We start from the raw sequence: 20,393 nt of genomic DNA on the forward strand, positions 1-20,393 counted from the left end.
AGTGATGAGTAATTCTGTATTTCTAATTTCTGATTTAACAGTCCCCTGAGTGATGCGAGCCTGTGAGCTTCTAATCGAAGGAAAGGGCTGGGGATGGATGTAATTTTGAATTTTAAAGCTTGAGCAGTGCACCAATCAGATGTGATTTCTCAGTCGCTTGGGCTCCTTCGAAATGACTGCTAACAGCAAACTGAGACTGCTGACTGATGCTGAATGCGGAGTTCTTTGTTCTCTGTTCTTTGTTCTATGTTCTATGTTCTATGTTCTTTATTCTTGAATTTTGAATTTTGAATTTTGAACCTTGAATTCAAATAACTGTCCACTGAGACTGCTGACTAATTCAGAATGCTGAGTGATGAGTTAGGAGTTATTTTGTATTTCTAATTTCGTATTTATCAGGACACTAGTTACCGCGCAATTGTATCGCGCGGTAAGCAGCCAAAATTAAATGATCCCCTATCACAGTACGATTGCGGCATGGGGTTCGTTAATTCGAATATGCTCTTACCCCAACTTTAATTAAAGTTTAACGCCCTCTTAAACGCTTCTCCTTCCAAGAACCGATAACTTTAAAAAGACGTAGTCCTTCTTATCTTTTACAGCTGTAAAGCGGTTTTTTAATCCTTTTGATAGAGAGACTTGAGCGGGCTGCGTAAATTCTATAAACTAAACCAAAAATTGTTATGAAAGACATTGAGAATCCGCAAGGGCTTAGTGAGTGTCCCTTTCGAGGCACGCGTATTGGCGGCGCATTGGGCACCGCACCTCAAAATGAAGACTGGTGGCCGCAACGCCTTCCGGTAGATTTACTGCATCAGGAACAGCCCGTAGCAAACCCGCTGCGTGACGAGAATTACAAGGAGGCTTTTAGCAAAATCGACTATGAGCAACTCAAAAAAGATATAAAAGAATTACTGGTCTCCTCTAAAGACTGGTGGCCGGCCGATTATGGCAACTATGGTCCGCAGATGATTCGTATGGCATGGCACTCTGCCGGTACGTATCGTATCGCAGACGGTCGCGGCGGGGCTTCACAGGCGATGCAACGCTTTGCACCTATAGGATCCTGGTGGGATAATGGTAATATCGACAAGTCGCGCCGACTCATCTGGCCGATTAAGAAAAAATACGGAGCCGCACTCTCCTGGGCCGATCTTATCGTACTAACCGGTAATTGCGCTCTGGAAATTATGGGCTTCCCTACTTTTGGTTTTGGCGGCGGACGTCGTGATGCCTGGGAACCTGATCGCGGTACCTATTGGGGACCGGAATTCTGGGATGGGAAATATATTGACGAAATACCCAAAACCACAGATCATAAAGGCCATCCGGGCGAAATGGTCAATAATAATTTACGCTGGGTAGGTGGTCCTAAAGACGAATACCACGATTTAGAAAATCCGCTTGCAGCCACGCATTCCAATTTGATTTATGTAAATCCCGAAGGACCGGGTGGTAATATGGATCCTATAGATTCTGCCCGAAACATTCGCGAGTCATTCAAGCGTATGGCGATGAACGATGAGGAAACCGTGGCGCTTATTGCCGGTGGTCACGCCTTTGGTAAAAGTCACGGAGCCGTACCTGCAGATAAAATTGGCGCAGCCCCCGAAGCTGCACCGATGCATCAGCAGGGTTTTGGCTGGCATAACCCGGTAGGTTCTGGTAATGCCGAGTTCACCTCTACTAATGGAATCGAAGGTTCGTGGACCCCAAATCCTACACAGTGGGACAACGATTACCTCACAAACCTCTTCAAGTTTGAGTGGAAGCAAACCAAGAGTCCGGCAGGTGCCGGGCAGTGGACTCCTGTAGATCCTGACGCGCCTAAAACGCCGGATGCGCACCTGGATAAACATGAAGATCTGATGATGATGACTTCAGACATCGCGCTTAAAATGGACCCCGAGTATCGTAAAGTCTGTGAGAAGTTTATGAATGACTTCGACTACTTTACCGAAGCTTTTTCAAAAGCCTGGTACAAGCTTACGCACCGCGATATGGGGCCAAAAGACCGCTATCTGGGACCCGAAGTTCCTGAGGAAGATATGATTTGGCAGGATCCCGTTCCGGTAAGAGATTATGAACTTATTGATGCTGTGGATATCGCAGCTTTAAAAAAGGTTATTCTTGACAGCGGATTGAGCGTTTCGGCGCTGGTAAACGCTGCCTGGTCTGCTGCTTCGGTATACCGTCACAGCGATAAGCGTGGTGGAGCCAATGGTGCCCGCATCGCTTTAGATCCACAGAATAACTGGGATCTTAACCGTCCGGCTGAGCTTAATCAGGTTTTAAATACTCTAAAAGGAATTCAATCTGATTTTGCGAGCAAACTTCCCGGAAACAAGCAGGTTTCGCTAGCCGATCTTGTGGTTTTAGGCGGTTGCGCTGCAGTAGAAAAAGCGGCTAAAGACGCTGGTTTTGATGTGGAAGTGCCTTTTACTCCCGGTCGTACCGACGCCACGCCGGAGCAAACCGATGTGGAAAGCTTCGACTGGCTGAAACCGGTATCAGACGGATTTAAAAACTATCATAACGACAAGGTAGGTTATAAGATTCCTGCAGAGCGTATTTTCTTAGATCGTGCGCATTTGCTCAATCTTTCGGCACCGGAATGGACTGTGCTTACCGGCGGACTTCGCGTTTTGGAACAAAACTTTGATCATTCGAAACACGGAGTGTTTACTGAACGTCCCGGTCAATTGACCAATGATTTCTTCCAGGTACTCACAAGTATGGATTATGAGTGGAAACCTCAGAACTATGAGGAAACCCTTTTCAACATCAACGACCGCGCTACCGGAAGCACCAAATACACCGCGACACGTTGCGACCTGGTTTTTGGTTCTAACGCGCAGCTGCGCAACCTTGCCGAAGTTTATGCCGCAGACGACGCTCAGGAGCGTTTTGTAAACGACTTTATCAAAGCCTGGGACAAGGTAATGATGCTGGACCGTTACGACGTTAAAGACGAATAAGGCTAAAAGCCCTTTAATTAAATAATGCCCGATAGCTTTAAAAGCTATCGGGTATTTTTTTGCTTGATCTCTTGTATAAATTGAAAATAAGGAAAGCCGTAAAATAAGGCGTTTAATTCGCTATCTTTAAATACAACCTGAATTGCTTTCGATTGTAAGAACTTCTCTTTGAATTATTTTAAAATGCTAACGAAAGACATTAAATCAGACCTTAACAAAAACTGAAATTATGAGCGATTACCAAAAACTATTGACCAGTAGCTCCATCATCATTAATAGAGCCGCTTTTCTGTTAGATCAGGAAAATATTCAAACGCGTATTAAAGACCACGTAGAATCTGCCCGCCTGGGTGGTTTTGGAGTACCCCAAAATGACGTGGAATTATACGTACCACAATCAGATTTTGAAAAAGCTCAGGATATTATTGAAAAATCCGATTTAGATGCTGAATATAATGGGTAACGCTCATCACGTTACGGCAATTAATTATGTGATATAATTCCCCAAGAAGAATTAATTATTTTCATAACGTTTTTGTTATATAACAATTTTGTTATAGTTTTAAATCATGAAATCGAGTTCTTTGATAAAGATGATTGAAAAAGACGGATGGTATATTGTAAGGACTAAAGGCAGCCATCATCACTTCAAGCATCCTGAGAAAGCAGGATTGGTTACTATACCGCACCCCAGGAAAGATATACCAAAGGGAACTGTAGAATCAATCCTTAAACAGGCAGGACTAAAATAAACCTTCCCTTTCTATCATTGAATTAGACATCGGTAAAAGACCATAAACAAGAATATTATGAAAATCCGGCAAATTAAGGTTTACATTGAGAAAGGTGACGACGGAACATACTGGGGAACTACTCAGGAAGAAGTAGGCCTTGTGTCTGCTTTTGGAAACACTTTAGCAGAACTTAAGAAAAATTTAAATCAGGCATTTGAAGATCATCTTGAGGTAGGCCGTGAATTAGGTGAAGACTGGGTTGATCACTATAAAAATGGCTATGAATTTGAATATAAAGTGGATTTGGAATCGTTTTTTGAACTGATCCCGGAAGTCAAGATTTCAATCATCGCAGAGAAAGCAAAAATCAATAGTTCATTGCTACGTCAGTATAAGACCGGTAAAGCTTCAGCCTCTGAAGACCAGGTCAAGAAAATTGAAAGAGCTGTTCACGAACTGGGCAAAGAATTACTCTCGGTAAGTTTTTAAATGATCAATTGAAACTGAGTTTATTACAAAATAGATCAATTACCTAAACCATTCAACCTTAGGTTACCGAGCGATTAAATTGTGTGGTGGTTAGTTAGAATTACAATCTCAATCCCTTCCATAAAACAAAAACCTATATAGCCAACAATAATAATAATAATAATAATAATAATAACAATAATAATAATAATAGTTATAGCTACTGCACCCGAATTTCGTTAATCAGAATATCCTTAAAAAGTAGTTTTAAGCTTTCGCCCGAGTCGTAAACCATTTGTTCGTTTGTGGGGAAAGGTACCGGCCGGTTGCCCAGAAGTGGCAGCATTTTAGGGTCAATGGCTTCTTTATCACCTGTGTAAGTTGCGTAGATGTGGTTAAAAATAAAGCCGTCGTTCAGCGGAAATGTGGCCTCCAACTGGTTTGTGTTTAAATCGATCAGGTCTACCTGAGCTGTGATCTGTGTGCTTTTAGACTGCGTAAACTCGTGAATATCGGCACGCAGGGTTTTAAATTTATCAACCTTGATATCATTACCCAGACTGTCTTTTTTTACGTTTCCGTTTTTGTCTAGCACATAGTCAAAAACATCTTTCACCTTTTTTTCCTGTTTTAAAATACGCTCCTTCACCAGCTCGGGACTAATCTGAATCCCTCTAAAACTAAGGATCAGGTCATAATCGTAAGCCAGATTTTCGATCTCGCGATTGTGGTATTGCACCCAGGGTCTGTTGAGTTTGTAGGTGTCTATATTCAGCAAATCGTTCTCCAGTCGGGCGGGAATCGCCATCTCCGTCTCATTAACCAGCGCCAATCGTACAAACGTGGTGCCTTTGTAGCGTGCATCTTCCAGTAAAGCCGTGGTATTGGCATAACCGGGATTGATTTCTTCCAGATAAGCGAGGTCGTCGTAGGCCAGACGGGCATCGGCTTTGGTTCCGTTTTCGAGCAGTTGTGTACTTGATTCAATCAGGTGTTTAGAAAGGTCGTTTTTGATACTGATAATCGCATCCGAATAGTCTGTAAAACTGAATTTCGTGCCCGGTAACGGCAAAATGGGTCGTATACGATCCTGTCTCAGACTCAAACCGGTAATCAGGGCATAACGTTCCCGGAGTGTATTGGGATTGTCTTCCTTTTCCAAAAAATCCAAACGGCGTTCATCGCGGTCCACAGCTTTTACAAAAGCATCTTTTAATAAAGCGATATAGGGTTCTTTACGTTCCGCCGATTTATTGACACGCAGGTTATCAAGCGTTTGTACAATTACCTGATCGTAATTGCCGCGGGCAAGGTCTTTTTCAGATTTACGCACGCCGCCACAGGCGCCAAGCAAAAGCGCAGTTACCAGTAATAGGCCAAAATTTTTCATGAATTGCAGTATTTGGGAGGCGCCAAAGTACTAAAAAATGTTAACACAAAATGTTTTGAAATACTTCTTGCTGTAGACTATTGCTCGTTTCCATTGAATCAAAATCCTTTAAAACGAAAAAATCCCCACGTTTCCGTGAGGATTTTTCTTTCCGGGTGGAAGATCGGTCTCGAACCGACGACCTCTTGAACCACAATCAAGCGCTCTAACCAACTGAGCTACAACCACCATTTAAAAAGCATATTTCGCTAGCGATTTATGCGGCTGCAAATGTAATGCAAATCCATATTATGAGCAATATTTTCTGATAAAAAAATAAAAGCTCATTTAACTTTAAGCCAGATCGTCTACTTCCGAGATTGAAACAGGCTCCAATTTCAAACTCGCAATGCGAGTTAAATCAGGTCAAAAATAGAATCAACCGCGGGATAGCGCTCTACCGTAAAACCTTCTGCATAATCAGTGCCTATGAGTCGGCCCAGATCCCGTGCCCGGTATTTGATGCTTTCCTGAAAGTTTTTACTGCTTATAGGGGTATTGTCCTCCCCTTTCGACGGATCATAAAACTGAGAGGAATAAGCCATCACAGCTTCCATCTTTTGATCAATAAAACCGGTGATATCTACCACCACATCGGGCTGCAGGTTTTTCCATTGTATGTAATGGTACACGTTTTTCGGTCTCCAGGGTTCCTGCGGTTGTCCGTCGAGGCTGGTTTCAATCTTCTTGAGGCCGCTGAGAAAACAGGCGTCACTGGCGAGCTTGCTCCCGCGACCGTGATCGATATGCCGATCATCAATGGCGTTGCACAACACAATCTCGGGTCTGTATTTGCGTATGATTTCAATAATACGCAATTGGGACTCGCGGTTGTTTTCAAAAAAGCCGTCAGCCAGAGCGATATTTTCGCGGGCACTAAGCTTTAATATTTTCGCAGCATCTGCGGCTTCCTGGTCCCTGATCTCCGCCGAACCGCGTGTTCCGAGTTCACCCCGCGTCAAATCAAGCACTCCGGTTTTCTTACCGCGACTTTGTTCTTTGGCCAAAACACCCGCACAGGACAATTCTACATCATCAGGGTGTGCGCCAATGGCAAGTATATCTAATTTCACTATACGTTACGTATTAATGGTTATTTGGTGGAATCGTGGAATCGTGGAATCGCGGAATCGTGGAATCGTGGAATCGTGGAATCGTGGAATCGTTTAAGTATAATCTTTTCACTTTCTACTTTTCACTTTCTACTTTTCACTTCTCACCTATCTTTAGAGACTAAAATTCAAACTATCCTTAACCACCTTTTCCAGTGCCTGCTCGAGGTCTGCGATCAAATCCTTTCGATCTTCAATACCTACCGAAAAGCGAAGCAAACCGTCATTTATTCCCTGATGTGCACGTTCTTCGGCACTCAACAAGGCGTGCGAGGTTTGCGTGGGAGACAAAATGGTAGATTCCACCCCGGCAAGGCTCATAGAGGGCTTAATCAGTTTCAATTCCTTTAAAAAAGCTTTAGCATCCAGCTCGTCTGCGAGTTCAAATGAGAGCATTCCACCAAAACCGCGCATCTGCTTTTTAGCCAGCGCATAATCGGGGTGCGACTTTAAACCGGGATAATACACCGCTTTTACGTGACCATTTTGCTCCAGCCACTTTGCCAGTTTTTTAGCGTTCTTATTCTGCTGCTTTACTCGAAGCACAAGCGTCTTAAGACTCCGTTCCAGCATCCACACGCTAAAATCACTCAGGCTACCACCTAAGTTTTTGGCTTTATGCCAAATCTGTTCCATATGTGCATTTGAGGCCGCAACAGCGCCCGCCAGAATATCACTGTGCCCACCCATATATTTAGTCGCCGAGTGGATGATGATATCGATGCCAAATTCCGCCGGATTCTGATTTACCGGCGAGGCAAAGGTGTTATCAATCATCGTTATAATGTCGTTTTCTTTAGCCAGATCGGCAATCATTTGCATATCGGTCACCGTCATTAACGGGTTTGACGGGGTTTCGATATACAGCACTTTGGTGTTTGGCTTCAGGGCTTTTTCAAAATCTGTGCGCTCAAGACCTTCGGTAAAACTGTACTCGATTCCCATCTTAGAAAATTCCTCTTCTACCAGATTGAAGGTTCCGCCATAAAGGGTTTTCTGCAATACAATATGATCTCCCGCATTTAAAAAGGCCAGAAGCGCGGTGCTCACTGCCGCCATCCCGCTGCCAAAAATCATTCCGGCTTCAGTACCTTCAAGAGCCGCAATTTTTTTTGCGAGCATTTCCTGATTGGGTGTATTAAAATATCGTGGGTATCGCTTTACTTCAACATATTCATAGGCGTAAGAAGTCGACATATAAAGCGGCGAAATCGCGCCTTTAAACTGCTTGTCTTCTACCTCGCCCACGTGGGTGCAAATGGTGTTTTTTCCGAATTTTGAGTGATTCATAGCCTTTTTAATTGAAGCTGTGAATTTACAAAAAAGCCAAAGGAATACGTTTGACTTTGCGCTATAAATCGGCTGGAAAGCCGGCTCTATTGATACTATATTTGCAAAACCGAATTCAACACGATGCCTACATTAGTATTTGATACCTATAAACCCGACTATGCAGAAGCTTTTAAAGTCCTCAATTTGCACTGGCTAAAGCAGTATTTTGTAGTGGAACCCCACGACGAGGAAGTTCTGAGCGATCCTGAACGTTTTATCCTAAAACCCGGCGGAGAAATTATGTTCGCAAAAATCGCAGATCGGGTAGTCGGCGTTGTAGCCCTGATGCCCGATGAAAACGGAATTTTTGAACTCACTAAAATGGCGGTGGATAGTGACTTACGGGGTCAAAAAATCGGTCAGCAATTGCTTCAGCATACACTGAATTTTGCCCGTCAAAAAGGATTAGACGCACTCATTCTGTATTCAAACCGAAAGCTTGAAAACGCGATTTACCTGTATCGAAACCATGGTTTTGAAGAAATCCCGCTGGAGCAACCCAATCCCTACCTGCGGGCAGATATCAAAATGAGAATCAGTCTTTAAGCAGTATTCGGCACTATGAGCTTCCGGAATTGCAGTTTACCATTTCTTTAATACGCTTTCTTTCAATTTCTTAGTTTCTTTAGGGTATTCTAAACCTAAAACGCATTAAAAATGAAAAAAATTCTACTAACGGCTTTGGTAGTTACCACGCTATTCAGCTGTAAAAACGAGACCAAAAATCAGGAAGAAGTCACAACCGAAACGGAAGAAATGGCAATGACTGAAGAATCTGAAATGGAAGCCGCTTTTGATATCACTCCTATTGAACATGCTACGGCCGTGTTTACGCTGGGAGATGCCGTTTTTTATATTGATCCCGTAGGCGGCGCCGAAGCTTTTGAAGGCCAGCCAGCTCCCCAGTATATTTTGCTTACCGATATTCACGGCGATCACTTAAACCAGGCTACGCTTAAGGCTGTGGCTAAACCCGACACCAAAATTTTTGCTCCTCAGGCGGTTTTTGATCAACTAGAAGGCCCCATTCGTTCGCAGGTTACGGTGATGAATAACGACGATACGCAAAGCTGGGATGGATATACCCTGACTGCTATCCCAATGTATAACCTGCGTGAAGAGGCTAAGCAGTTTCACGTAAAAGGCCGTGGTAATGGTTATGTGCTGGAAAAAGACGGCACGCGCATCTATTTCTCTGGCGATACCGAAGACATTCCTGAAATGCGCAATCTGGAAGACATCGACAAGGCTTTTGTATGTATGAACCTGCCGTACACAATGACTGTAGAAAGCGCAGCAGATGGTGTGATTGCCTTTGCTCCAGATGAAGTATATCCGTATCACTTTAGAGGTCAGGGAGGTCTTAGCGATACCGATACATTTAAAAGCATCGTAGACTCGGCCAATGTAGGCACCGAGGTCATAATGCTCGACTGGTATCCCAATAAATCAGAATAAACCACTTCGTGGCAAATCTACAAGGCTTCCGTAGAAAAGAAACCTTTAATTCCAAGGCAAACCTCTCAGTAGCAAACCCTTTGGCGGAGCCAATAAGATCCCAATCGCACCGGTTGGGATTTTTTTGTTTTGGACGAAAGCTTGGCAAAAAAGTGTAAATGCGTACTTTTAAAATCGATAAACGCAATTACCTTATGAAAGCACCTCTTTTCGCTTTAAGCTTTATGCTATTCTTTTCATGTAAAAACACCGAAACCAAAACCGAATCTGTTATGACCGAAACTCCACAAGAACATTCAGAAGGAATGCCTTTTTATATAGGAACTTATACTAACGGCGACAGTAAGGGTATTTACAAAGCGGTTTTAAATGCTGACGGAAGCCTTACTGAACCGGTACTTGCTGTCGAATCTGAAAACCCATCTTTCCTGGCTTTTTCTAAAAATAAGGACATCCTTTTAGCCGTAAACGAAAATGAAAACGGCAGCATTGAATCGTTTCAGGTTGATGGCGATGAATTACTTGGAGTTAACCAAAGCCCTACCGGCGGAGCCCATCCCTGTTTTGTGGCGGTTAATGACGATGAATATGTGCTGGTTGCCAACTATACCGGAGGCAATATAGGCCTGCTAAAACTTGACCCCAAAGACGGAAGCCTTTCTGATCTACTGGATGTGGAACAGCACGAGGGCAAAGGCACCACTGAACGGCAGGAAGGTCCGCACGCGCACTCCGCCTGGTTTATTCCCGATGGCAGCGGTATCATTTCAGCCGACCTGGGAACCAATCAATTGTGGTTTTCAAAAATCAATACCGAAACCAACAAACTGGAACCGGCCACTACTCAAAAACTCGATTTACCAGAAGGTGCAGGCCCAAGACATTTGGTCTTCCATCCTAATAATGATTTTATCTACGTGCTAAACGAACTCGATAATACCATCAGCCAGATTCAGAATGAAAACGGAAACTACAGCGTAGTAAGCTCCTTCTCTATCCTTCCGGAAGGTTTTGCTGAATACAGTAAAGCAGCAGATATTCACGCGAGTGCAGATGGTAAGTTTATTTATGCGTCAAACCGCGGTCACGACAGCATCGCCATTTTAGAAGTTATGGAAGATGGAAGTTTAAAACTTGTCGCTAACGAACCTACAAAAGGAAAAGACCCACGTAACTTTCAAATTTCACCGGACGGAAACTTTATTCTGGTTGCTAATCAAAACGGAAACAACCTGGTTTCCTATAAACGCGATGCCAAAACCGGATTAATGAACTTTATTGCTGAAGTTGCAGCGCCTGCACCGGTTTGTATTTTGTTTGAGTAGCCTTTGCGTAATGGAAATAAAATTATTCGGTAATTAATCATAATGAAATCTACCAGTAGCATAGATTAAGCGGTGTTTTAACTTACAATTCTTGAAATTCAGTTTTGTTATATAAAAGGATTTATTTATATCTCAGACATTATGAAACATAGATTCCTTTACCTCTTTCTAATATTCACATTATTAGCTTGTAAAAATGATGATGATAATACGAATGGTGATCCCTTATCTCAATTACCAACCGAAACACAAACGGGAGAAAATACATTTGGATGTCTTTTAGATGGAGAGCCTTTCATACCTGGCGGTGGAATAAACCCATTAGATTGTGTTTACCAATTTGTTAATGGAGGATACTATTTTTCTGTCCAAGGGAGTAATATCGATGGAGATAATTTCGGAAGAAGAATATCAATTGGGACTGAGAATTTGGAGTTAAGTGAAGGATCTACATATCAGCTATTAGAAGAAGAGGATGGCAAGGCAAATGGCACTTTCTTTTATTCTACTCTAAAAAGCGACACTTCAATAAATAATTCTGGAGAACTAACTATTACAAAACTTGATACCGAAAATCAAATAATTTCTGGAACATTTTGGTTCGATGTAATTCATCCATATACAAACGAAATAGCTAAAATTCGAGAAGGCCGTTTTGACATGCAATATTCCAGATAGAACAAATTCAATTAAAAATAACACTTAGTATCATATATACTATTTTACAAATTAGTGATACTAGACCCTATTTTTCAGCTCAAAACCTTAGAAGTTCCAAACTCTTATAATCCTGAATAGCAATAATAATGATAATATCTTCCAAAGACACTACTTCACCTGCTTCCCGCCCAACCAGGTTTGATTTACTTTTAAATCTGGGATCTCATCTTCAGGAATGGTCATCAAATCGGCATCCATCACGATAAAGTCTGCAAATTTACCGGGCTCGATGCTTCCTTTCTCCGCTTCTTCAAAGTTGGAAAAGGCCGCCCAAATGGTCATCCCACGCAACGTTTCTTCGCGGCTCAGCGCATCTTTCATTTGAAAACCACCTTCAGGGTATTGCATCAGATCCTTTCGGGCTACCGCAGCATAAAAGGTATAAAACGGATTCACCTGCTCTACCGGAAAATCAGTTCCCAAAGCGATGATTCCGGCTTCATCAAGCAGTTTTTTATAGGCATAAGCGCCCTTCATTCGGCGCTCACCCAAACGATCTTTTGCCCAGTACATATCACTGGTAGCGTGTGTAGGCTGTACCGATGGTAAAATGTTTTCGTCAAAATAATTGAAATCTTCAGGCGAAATCACCTGCGCGTGCTCAATCTTCCAGCGACGGTCTGACTGATCTTTCAGGGCTTCGGCGTAAGCTTTTAAGATCACCGTATTTGCTGAATCTCCAATAGCGTGCGTATTCATTTGAAAAGCTGAAGGGGCTAACTTTTGCGCCAGGCTGTAAATGCTGTCAACCGGAGTCACCATCGCCCCGTAGTGACCTGCCCGGTCTGAGTAGGGTTCGCGTAAGGCTGCACCGCGTGAGCCCAAAGCCCCATCTCCATATACTTTTACCGAACGCACATTGAGTTTATCGGTCTTTAGAATACCATGTTTGAGGAAATAATCTACATCTGCGGGCGTGTTACTGATCATCGCATACATACGCATATCGAGTGCGCCTGCTTTCTGTAAACTGTCAATCAAAAAAATAGTCTCCTTATCTAAACCGGCATCGTTAACCGTGGTCAACCCGTAATTAAAACAGTATTCCTGAGCATCCTGAAGGGCGGCAGTTGCCTGTTCACGGGTCATTTGTGGCATAATGGGCGTGATCAAATCCATAGGATTATCAACCAGTACGCCGGTGAGTTCGTTGTTTTCCTTCACAATCTCCCCACCTTCCGTGATGGTGGTGTTGTCTATTTTTGCAAGATCTAAAGCCTTTTGGTTTACCAAAAGCGCGTGCCCGTCTATACGCTGCAATACGACCGGAGTATCGGGAAAAAGTGAATCCAGCTTGCGTTTGTTAGGAAATGCCTTGTCTTCCCAGTCGTTTTGATCCCAGCCTCTTCCGTAGATAAAGTCAGAAGGTTTTTGAGCCTGAAATTCCTGCACCCGTTGTACTACTTCGTCAAAACTTTTAGATCCGACTAAATCTACGTTTTGCAACGAAGCGCCAAACCTAAAAAAGTGGCAATGCGCATCGATGAAACCGGGATATACGATTTTGCCCTGAAGATCTATAGTTTCAGTCGCCTGGTATTTCGCCTGAATGGAGTCGGTTAGGCCAACAGCTACAAACTTATCTCCTCTGATCGCAAAGGCCTGAGCTTTTGAAAACTCAGCGTCTACCGTGTAAACCGTGGCATTTATAAAGATTTTATCTACCGCCGTTTTGGCCTCAGGCTTGTCGTTACAGGCAGTTAGTAAAATAGAAAGGAAAATCAAAAACAGGAAATTGCGCATAGCTGAAATTTTTACCGAAAGTACAAATTAAGACATCAAAGCCTAAAACAAAAAAACTCCTTTTTAAAGGAGTTTTTTTTTATGATTAATTAAGATTTTTTACCAATCAAAGCGGTACGTGGCACCTGCCATTCCCTGAATACCCTGCACCGGGTAATTGACCCAGCGTTGGTAATTGTTACCCAAAGCATTGTTTACGCGCACAAAAAACGACAACTGCTCGTTGAAGCGATATCCCGCGTGAGCATTGGCATCAAAAAACGAGTCTAAAGTCACAACCTGAGGGTTACCACCTCCCAGTGCAGGACCGTAAACATTAACCTCATCATTGCGTTCGCCTACGTAAAACAGGGTGACACCGGCAAACCAGTGCTCGTCAATTTGATAATCTGCAAAAAACGAAGCTTTAAAGTCGGGAAGGTTCCAGGCTTCAGCCTCTGTTTCGGTCTCATAAGTAAAGACTTCTCCGTTAACGCGCATTTTCAGATTGCTGTTTACGTCAAAGTTGAGCTCCCCGAACAAAGACAAGGTGCGTAAATCGTCATTGATTACGCCAAAGGAGTTCCCGAACTGATAATTATCTGTACCCAGATTACCGTTATTGTCATCAAAACGCGCATTGTTTTTATACAATAAGCGGTTGTTCTGTGACAGATAGCTGGCGCGCAGGTTATAGCTCATCGCGCTGCTTAGTTTCCCCTTAATCCCTGCATACAGATCGTATTTCTGATCGGTAGGAGAAATGGAATCCAGCGTAGGTGATACAAACGGATTTTCGGTTGCAAGCTCCTGATAGCTGTTTTGCATCAGTCCCCCTTCAAGCCCACCATAAGCGATGAAGTACTCATCAACCACGCGATAGGAAGCACGAACTGCCGGGTAAATATTTATATCGGTTTCCGGTGCATTTGGAGTAAAATGCGCTGCTGCATTGATACCTAAATCAAGCGTTAAATCATCTTTCAACACCTGAATGCTGGGATTGGCGCTTACGATTAAATGGCTGTATTCTATTCCTGCGGAATTTTGATAATTGCGATCAAAGCTTCCATCTACATAATCCAGTTTCAGATCCAAGCTCAGCTTTTGACCGGCAACGGGCAACTTAAATTCAGGTTTAACGATTGCTCTGATTTCACCTGACTCATAATTATCACCAAAATAACCCACACGAGCGTAAGCTTTTTCGAAGAAACCGTCATTAAAAGCGATGGTTCCGCTAAGCCCTGCCTGAAAATAATTATGCGTAGGGTTGATCAAATCGAGCATAGTAGGCATTGCCTTGACATCATCGGCCACACCATACCAGTTGTAAGATTTATGACCCAAATCCAAATCGGTATTCAGCGTAAAATCACGGGTATTAGACGTGTAGTTCAGGTTCAAATCGGTATCGTAAAAGAAATCGTCAAGCACTACGCCTTCAATATCCCCTTGCGACGAATTGTGATTGAGGTACACTCCAAAATTAGAATCGCGGTCTATCTCCCAATTGCTGTAAAATTCAGCCAATGCCGTGGTATAGGTACCGAAGCCCAAACGCACGTAATTGTCATACAGCTTGATTCTCTTTGATTTTTCAATCTGCGCCGCCTGCCCTTTCGCCGGGGTAAAAGTCGAAGCTACCGGCACCGAAAAAATACCGTAAGTCACTTTCTTCTTAGCCATATTTACCGAATCATTCAGCATAGGGGTTGCCTTGACCTTAAAAGCATCACCAATCTCAGGCGTGTAGGGTTTCACCACATTTACCACTTCGGTGCCCAGGTTGTCTTTGTCCTGGGCTTTTGCCTGGTACACACCAAATGTCAAAAGGATAAAAAAGCAGAATTTATATTTTGTATTGATCATTTTCGTTTTATTAGGTTTCTGATTCAAGATTTAAAATTCAAAATTTTGAATATTGAATCTTGAATTTTAAATCGCGATTAGTTTCCATCCAATGAAGAATTAGTCTGCGCCTCAGCGGCTTTGATGCGGGCGAGTTCCTGCCTGGCTTTGGCAACTACTTCGGGATAATCGGTAAAGTTGGTAATTACGTTATCCAGAATATACGTCGCCTGATAGGCATCTTTAAGTTCGTAGAAATTTTTAGCCATCAGTACCAAACCTTTAGCGCCGTATTCTTTATACCCACTAAAGTCTTTCGCCAGTTTCTGTACCGAAGCATTAGAACCTTTGTAATCGCCGTTTTGGTTTTTGAAATACGCATCATAGTACAGTGCCTCGGCTCCGAGTTCGCCTGTCGCGATTTTTGAAACCTCAGCATACGCTTCGGCAGCGCGGCGCTCGTTACCGGTTTGCATCGCACTACGTGCGATAATCACCTGAGCATCACTCTTCACATTGTTGTCAATCTTGCTATTTGCCAAAACTTTTTCGGCATAAGCCACAGCATTGTCATACTGCTTGAGCTCGTAATACGACTTCATCAGGTTACTCTGCGCGAAAATGGTATTCTGCGGAATATCTGACTCGTTTTCCAAACGTTGCAGGACAGGGACTGCCTCAGCATATTTGCGTTCGCTCAGGTATACCTGCCCCAAACGGGCCAGAGCCTGCTCGGTAAACTCGCTGCGTTCTTTTTCGATCACATAGTTGTAATGCGGAATGGTCTTGAGGTATTCATTTTGACCAAAATACAACTGACCAAGGTAAAAGTGTGCTTCCATAGCGCGTTGTCCGTTTGGATATTCGCGCAGGTATTTTTCAAAATTTTGAATCGCCTGAGGATTGTTGCTTCCTACCAGTTGTTTTTCTGCGGAAGAAAACGCAGCATCATCCAGTTCTGAATCTTCCACCGAAATATAATCGAGGCTGTTTGCCCAACGCCCGTAGGCATCTACCTGGCCGTTATCGATATAAATCAGTTTTGCGGAAGCAACCGCCTGAACGCCTTCGGGAGTACCGGGATAGTTTTCGGCTACGCTTTTAAACAAACGTAAGGCCTCATCGCTACGGCCGGTATTGTCATAAATCAAAGCTTTTTTAAGTTGGGACTTGGCAGCGAACTTGCTTTTTGGAATTTCGCGTACCAGACGATCATAGGCCTGAATACCGCGCTCGTTGTCGCCTGTGGCCACATAGGTATTCCCGAGTTCGTAAAGCGCGTCATCACGGTAACTCGACTGAGGAAACTGATTGGCAAAATTGCTCAAAGCTTCTATTTTTTGGGCGTTTCGGTCTACGAAACCGTAACTGATAGCCTTCTGAAACGTAGCATAATCGCGTTCTACACCGGGCATCGCAATAGCCTCATTATAGGCTTCCATCGCAGGCCAATACTTGCTGTTGATAAAGTAGCTATCGCCCAGACGCATATAGGCATCAGCCTTACGCACATTATCATTGGAGCCACTCTTCACATAACGCTCAAAATAATTGGCCGCCTGATCGTAATTTTTCTTTTTAAAATAAGCATAACCCAGATTGTAAGCCAGATCACCATATTCGGGCAATGAGCGGGCTGCACTGCTTTGCTCAAACTGCTTAAAGGTAAGCAGGGCCTCATCAATACGATTGATGGTGTACTCGCTTTCGGCTTTCCAATACAGGGCGCGGGCGGTAAATTCCGGCGAAGCCGAAGCTTTCAGAGATTTTTCAAAATTGGCAATCGCTTCCTGATAATCGCCGTCATTATACAATTCAATCCCACGATAAAATGCTACTTTTTGATAAGCTTCCTGATCCTGATAATTGCGGTTGCTTACCAACAGGTCCATCGCAGCTTTGTAGTTTTTGGAAGTGATATAGGAATCAATCAGCAGGGTTTCCAGTTGCTGACGCTGGGGTGCATTAGGATAAGCTTCCAGATAATTCCCAATCGCCTGCGGAGCCGGCTCGTACGCATTACCAATCTCGTAACTCAGTTTGGCGTAGTTGAGACCGCTATCTTCTTTGATTTTGGGCTCAAAATCCATTTGATAGGCATTGCGAAATGCATTCAACGCCTCCTGCTTTTTGCCGGTTTGTAAATACGCATCGGCTAAATGATAATAGGCGTTTTGGGCAACGCTGTTTTTACCGTCTATAATTTTGTTGAATTCGCTAATGGCATTATCAAAATCGCCCTGCTTGTAATAGGCATAACCCAGCTGATAGTAATCTGTATTGCTCCATTTGCCGCGTTTTCCTTTATATTCTTTAAGGTAGGGTAAGGCTTTGTCAAACTCCCCCAGATTGAAATAACTCTCGCCGATAATTTTGTTGAGTTCAGACTGCTCATTGCGGTTGGCTGTGGGCAGTTGCTCTTCCGCCAGGCGGATGGCTTCTCTGAAATTTCCCTGCTTAAAATTAAGATCGGCTTTAAAATAACTCAGGTCTTCGCGGGTACCTTCTTCGGCCTCCACTTCTTCAAAAAGCTGACTTGCCTCCTCATAATCGTCGTTTTCGTAAGCCATAAAACCTTCGTAATACTTGGCCTGAGCTCCGTATTTTTCAGAATTGCGCACGCGACTGAAATACACTTTAGCCTCTTCCGGACTATTAGACTTCAGGTGCACATACCCCATATTGAAGTTGTACTTCTCCATTTCGGCCCAACTTAAACGGCTGATATCTACCTGCTCATACCAGCGCTTGGCGGCAGAGTATTTCCCGTTTTCGAAGTAATAATCAGCCACATCTTTATAGGCCGAATTGCGCTTGGTGCTGGTGGGGTACTCTTCCACAAACTTCTGCATGCGCGCATCTGCCCCACTCTGATTGAGTCGCACTGCGGCGTTTGCGATATAATACGCACAATCGCCCTCAATCGTCGGGTCGGTTGTCTCCTGCTTGATTTCGTTAAAAAGTGTCTGAGCGGCCAGATATTGCTTGCTGTTGTAGAGCGTAAGCGCCTTGTCGTATTTGGCCAGATCGTTTGTAAAAGCTTCAGTCTGCTGGGCTGCAGCCGTTGCGCCGGTTAGAAGGATTACCAGAGCGGTAAACACATATTTTTTAATCATAAATATCAGATTTGATAGCAAAGAGCCTAGTTTCGGGTATCTGAAACAAAAGCCTGCTTCACATACTAACGCTGCAAAACTAGGATAATTATATCTAGCGCAAGGTCCTTAAAAAGAAGTTCTGCCCGCTTATTTTGAACGACTTTTCAACAGATTGATTTTTTATCAAACACAAGAAATAGTGTACTTTTGATCGCGTACACCACGTTATCTTAGAAAAAACTATGTCACAACCGGTCTTAAAGCTGCACAACGCTTCTATTTTTCAACGCGAAAGCCTTATCCTTTCAGATGTAAGTCTTACCATCAACAAAGGTGAATTCGTGTACCTCATTGGGAAAACCGGAAGCGGAAAAAGTAGTTTTATGAAAACCCTTTATGGTGATTTGCCCCTGCAACAGGGAGAGGGTACGATTGTAGACTACGATCTCGCAACTCTAAAGGAAAAGCAAATTCCTTTTTTACGCCGAAAACTGGGCGTGGTGTTTCAGGATTTTAAATTGCTGAATGACCGCACGGTTAAAGAAAATCTCAAGTTTGTACTGAAGGCGACCGGTTGGAAAGATCATTCGCAGATGGACACGAAGATTGACGAGGTACTCGATAAAGTGGGCATGAAGACCAAAGGTTTTAAATATCCCTATCAACTTTCCGGTGGTGAGCAACAACGCGTTGCCATTGCCCGTGCTTTGCTCAACGATCCTGAGTTAATTTTAGCTGATGAACCTACCGGAAACCTGGATCCGCAGACTTCGGTTGAAGTGATGGGTGTTTTACAGGAAATCAACAAAAACGGAAACACGATTCTGATGGCCACGCACGATTATGCGCTGCTCTTGAAATACCCTTCTAAAACCCTGAAGTGCGACGGCAATAAGATTTTTGAAGTGGTGCAAAAAACCATTTAGCCCGGTAAACCGGAATTAAAAATTTACCTATTCAGACCATTTTTTTCTCAATAAGTCGCGTAGAATATTTTTAATTCAGCATGCTTACGAAAAAATGCTTTGCTTAATTTTTTGAGCATTTTTGCGATTATTGAAAATGCCGTCCAGGAGCTTTTGGCGCTTTTCAAATTCGGTAAAGGGTTCAGAACGTAAATCCCTCACTTTTTCCTGAATGGCTACTGCCGAAGTACACAGATGACTGGCGGCCAATGCTTCCGGCTCATCAATCACATTTTCATTAACGATACAATGCCTGCTCTTAAACAGCGCGTTCATCACTTTTAATTTGGTTCCCGATCGCTGAAAAGACAGATTTAAAGTAATGTGTGCACGAGCTAGAAGAGCATCGAGTTTTTGGGCAGTTTCAATAGGCTCAAAGCTTATATGTTTATAATTTTTAATCTTTTTTTGAATTACTTCCTGACGAAAACTCCCTGCAATAACCAGCGGATAATCGACCTCTTTAAATACGTCAATTAAAAAACAGGCGGTCTTCAAATTATCAGCTACGGAAAGATTGCCATGGTACAGAGCAAATTCACCAAACTCAGAACATTGTTGAACAATTTCATTTTCGTGAAAAACGGGCACATAGACCGAAGTATTCAATTGAGAATAGTAATGCTGCTCGTGATGGGAAAGGGTAAACAGGGTCTGAGGCGACTTAAGACATGGTTCAAAACTCTCAAATTTACGGGCCTCCCAGTTATAGATCAGGGCTTTCAACGGATTATTAATCGCATTTGCCAACCCCCGATAATACTGCTGTTCGATATTTTGAATACGCAGATAAACCGCTTTGCTATTGCCTAAACCATTCACAAGCATTGCTGCAGATTGCAAACCCTGAAGCAAAACCGGTGCGTCAGATTGCGACAATCTTTGAGTAAGCAGCCGGCTTTCCCGGGTTGCCAGTGCAATGGGTTTTTTGGAAAATAAGGCCTTAAAACGCGATGTTTTGGGATAGCTATAAACCGCATCACAAATAGACTCCACCACTTCAAAATCCCGTCTGGTATCGGTAAAACAATGCAATTCGATCCCAACTCCCAGACTTGCAAGAGCCTTGATTTGATAAAATACATCAATGACTCCGCCATAGTTGAGCGGAAACGGATTATCAAAAGCGACAATTTGCAATTTTTGAGTCATCGGCGATCGGGAATGCTTTGGGCGTGGTGAGAATCCCTATTTTTGATTA

The 20,393-nt window shown here is 43.2% G+C and carries 16 protein-coding genes and 1 tRNA gene; 9 read left to right on the forward strand and 8 right to left on the reverse strand.

Annotation, left to right across the window (positions count from 1 at the left end):
- The first annotated feature begins 683 nt into the window (after positions 1-683).
- The 4 genes from katG to LLW17_RS14150 all read left to right on the forward strand — a co-directional run bounded on the left by katG (position 684) and on the right by LLW17_RS14150 (position 4,201).
- Complete coding sequence (gene katG / locus LLW17_RS14135; protein ID WP_228230940.1) at positions 684-2,978, forward strand: catalase/peroxidase HPI; 2,295 nt, start codon at positions 684-686, stop codon at positions 2,976-2,978.
- A gap of 229 nt (positions 2,979-3,207) precedes the next feature.
- Entirely contained in the window at positions 3,208-3,441 is a 234-nt protein-coding gene (locus LLW17_RS14140) for a putative signal transducing protein (protein ID WP_228230941.1), read from the forward strand.
- Positions 3,442-3,571: 130 nt separating this feature from the next.
- Positions 3,572-3,730, forward strand: a complete 159-nt coding sequence (locus tag LLW17_RS14145) for a type II toxin-antitoxin system HicA family toxin (protein WP_228230978.1) — start codon at positions 3,572-3,574, stop codon at positions 3,728-3,730.
- A 57-nt stretch (positions 3,731-3,787) separates the two neighbouring features.
- Positions 3,788-4,201 carry a type II toxin-antitoxin system HicB family antitoxin gene (locus tag LLW17_RS14150; protein ID WP_228230942.1) on the forward strand — a complete coding sequence of 138 codons (414 nt, stop codon included), beginning with the start codon at positions 3,788-3,790 and terminating at the stop codon, positions 4,199-4,201.
- 199 nt (positions 4,202-4,400) lie between these two features.
- Here the strand turns inward: LLW17_RS14150 and LLW17_RS14155 are convergent, their stop codons facing one another.
- The 4 genes from LLW17_RS14155 to LLW17_RS14170 all read right to left on the reverse strand — a co-directional run bounded on the left by LLW17_RS14155 (position 4,401) and on the right by LLW17_RS14170 (position 8,011).
- The gene (locus LLW17_RS14155) at positions 4,401-5,570 is read right to left on the reverse strand and encodes a hypothetical protein (RefSeq protein WP_228230943.1); all 1,170 of its coding nucleotides are present in this window, start codon (positions 5,568-5,570) and stop codon (positions 4,401-4,403) included.
- Between the two features lie 153 nt (positions 5,571-5,723).
- Positions 5,724-5,799, reverse strand: a tRNA-His gene (locus LLW17_RS14160).
- A gap of 166 nt (positions 5,800-5,965) precedes the next feature.
- On the reverse strand, positions 5,966-6,682 hold the full coding sequence (gene bshB1, locus LLW17_RS14165; RefSeq protein ID WP_228230944.1) for a bacillithiol biosynthesis deacetylase BshB1: 717 nt from the start codon (positions 6,680-6,682) through the stop codon (positions 5,966-5,968).
- A 153-nt stretch (positions 6,683-6,835) separates the two neighbouring features.
- Positions 6,836-8,011 carry a trans-sulfuration enzyme family protein gene (locus tag LLW17_RS14170; RefSeq protein WP_228230945.1) on the reverse strand — a complete coding sequence of 392 codons (1,176 nt, stop codon included), beginning with the start codon at positions 8,009-8,011 and terminating at the stop codon, positions 6,836-6,838.
- Positions 8,012-8,134: 123 nt separating this feature from the next.
- Between LLW17_RS14170 and LLW17_RS14175 the strand changes: the two genes are divergently transcribed.
- The 4 genes from LLW17_RS14175 (at position 8,135) to LLW17_RS14190 (ending at position 11,514) form a co-directional block, all read left to right on the forward strand.
- The gene (locus LLW17_RS14175; protein ID WP_228230946.1) at positions 8,135-8,599 is read left to right on the forward strand and encodes a GNAT family N-acetyltransferase; all 465 of its coding nucleotides are present in this window, start codon (positions 8,135-8,137) and stop codon (positions 8,597-8,599) included.
- A 111-nt stretch (positions 8,600-8,710) separates the two neighbouring features.
- Complete coding sequence (locus LLW17_RS14180) at positions 8,711-9,511, forward strand: MBL fold metallo-hydrolase (RefSeq protein WP_228230947.1); 801 nt, start codon at positions 8,711-8,713, stop codon at positions 9,509-9,511.
- A 158-nt stretch (positions 9,512-9,669) separates the two neighbouring features.
- On the forward strand, positions 9,670-10,836 hold the full coding sequence (locus LLW17_RS14185; protein ID WP_228230948.1) for a lactonase family protein: 1,167 nt from the start codon (positions 9,670-9,672) through the stop codon (positions 10,834-10,836).
- 141 nt (positions 10,837-10,977) lie between these two features.
- Complete coding sequence (locus LLW17_RS14190) at positions 10,978-11,514, forward strand: Riean_0653 family protein (RefSeq protein ID WP_228230949.1); 537 nt, start codon at positions 10,978-10,980, stop codon at positions 11,512-11,514.
- Positions 11,515-11,664: 150 nt separating this feature from the next.
- Here the strand turns inward: LLW17_RS14190 and LLW17_RS14195 are convergent, their stop codons facing one another.
- The 3 genes from LLW17_RS14195 to LLW17_RS14205 all read right to left on the reverse strand — a co-directional run bounded on the left by LLW17_RS14195 (position 11,665) and on the right by LLW17_RS14205 (position 18,245).
- Positions 11,665-13,299: an amidohydrolase gene (locus LLW17_RS14195; RefSeq protein WP_228230950.1), complete on the reverse strand. Its 1,635-nt coding sequence runs from the start codon at positions 13,297-13,299 to the stop codon at positions 11,665-11,667.
- Positions 13,300-13,398: 99 nt separating this feature from the next.
- Positions 13,399-15,150, reverse strand: a complete 1,752-nt coding sequence (locus LLW17_RS14200; RefSeq protein ID WP_228230951.1) for a TonB-dependent receptor — start codon at positions 15,148-15,150, stop codon at positions 13,399-13,401.
- A 77-nt stretch (positions 15,151-15,227) separates the two neighbouring features.
- The gene (locus tag LLW17_RS14205; RefSeq protein WP_228230952.1) at positions 15,228-18,245 is read right to left on the reverse strand and encodes a tetratricopeptide repeat protein; all 3,018 of its coding nucleotides are present in this window, start codon (positions 18,243-18,245) and stop codon (positions 15,228-15,230) included.
- Between the two features lie 224 nt (positions 18,246-18,469).
- On the opposite strand from LLW17_RS14205, the gene LLW17_RS14210 reads away from it, so the two are divergent.
- Positions 18,470-19,153 (forward strand): cell division ATP-binding protein FtsE, encoded by a 684-nt coding sequence (locus LLW17_RS14210; protein WP_228230953.1) that lies wholly within the window; start codon positions 18,470-18,472, stop codon positions 19,151-19,153.
- 84 nt (positions 19,154-19,237) lie between these two features.
- Here LLW17_RS14210 and LLW17_RS14215 read toward each other — a convergent pair whose 3' ends face one another.
- Positions 19,238-20,344 (reverse strand): hypothetical protein, encoded by a 1,107-nt coding sequence (locus LLW17_RS14215; protein ID WP_228230954.1) that lies wholly within the window; start codon positions 20,342-20,344, stop codon positions 19,238-19,240.
- Between the last annotated feature and the right edge of the window lie 49 nt (positions 20,345-20,393).

The sequence above is a fragment of the Leeuwenhoekiella parthenopeia genome (assembly GCF_020782115.1).
GTDB classification, from domain to species: Bacteria; Bacteroidota; Bacteroidia; order Flavobacteriales; family Flavobacteriaceae; genus Leeuwenhoekiella; species Leeuwenhoekiella parthenopeia.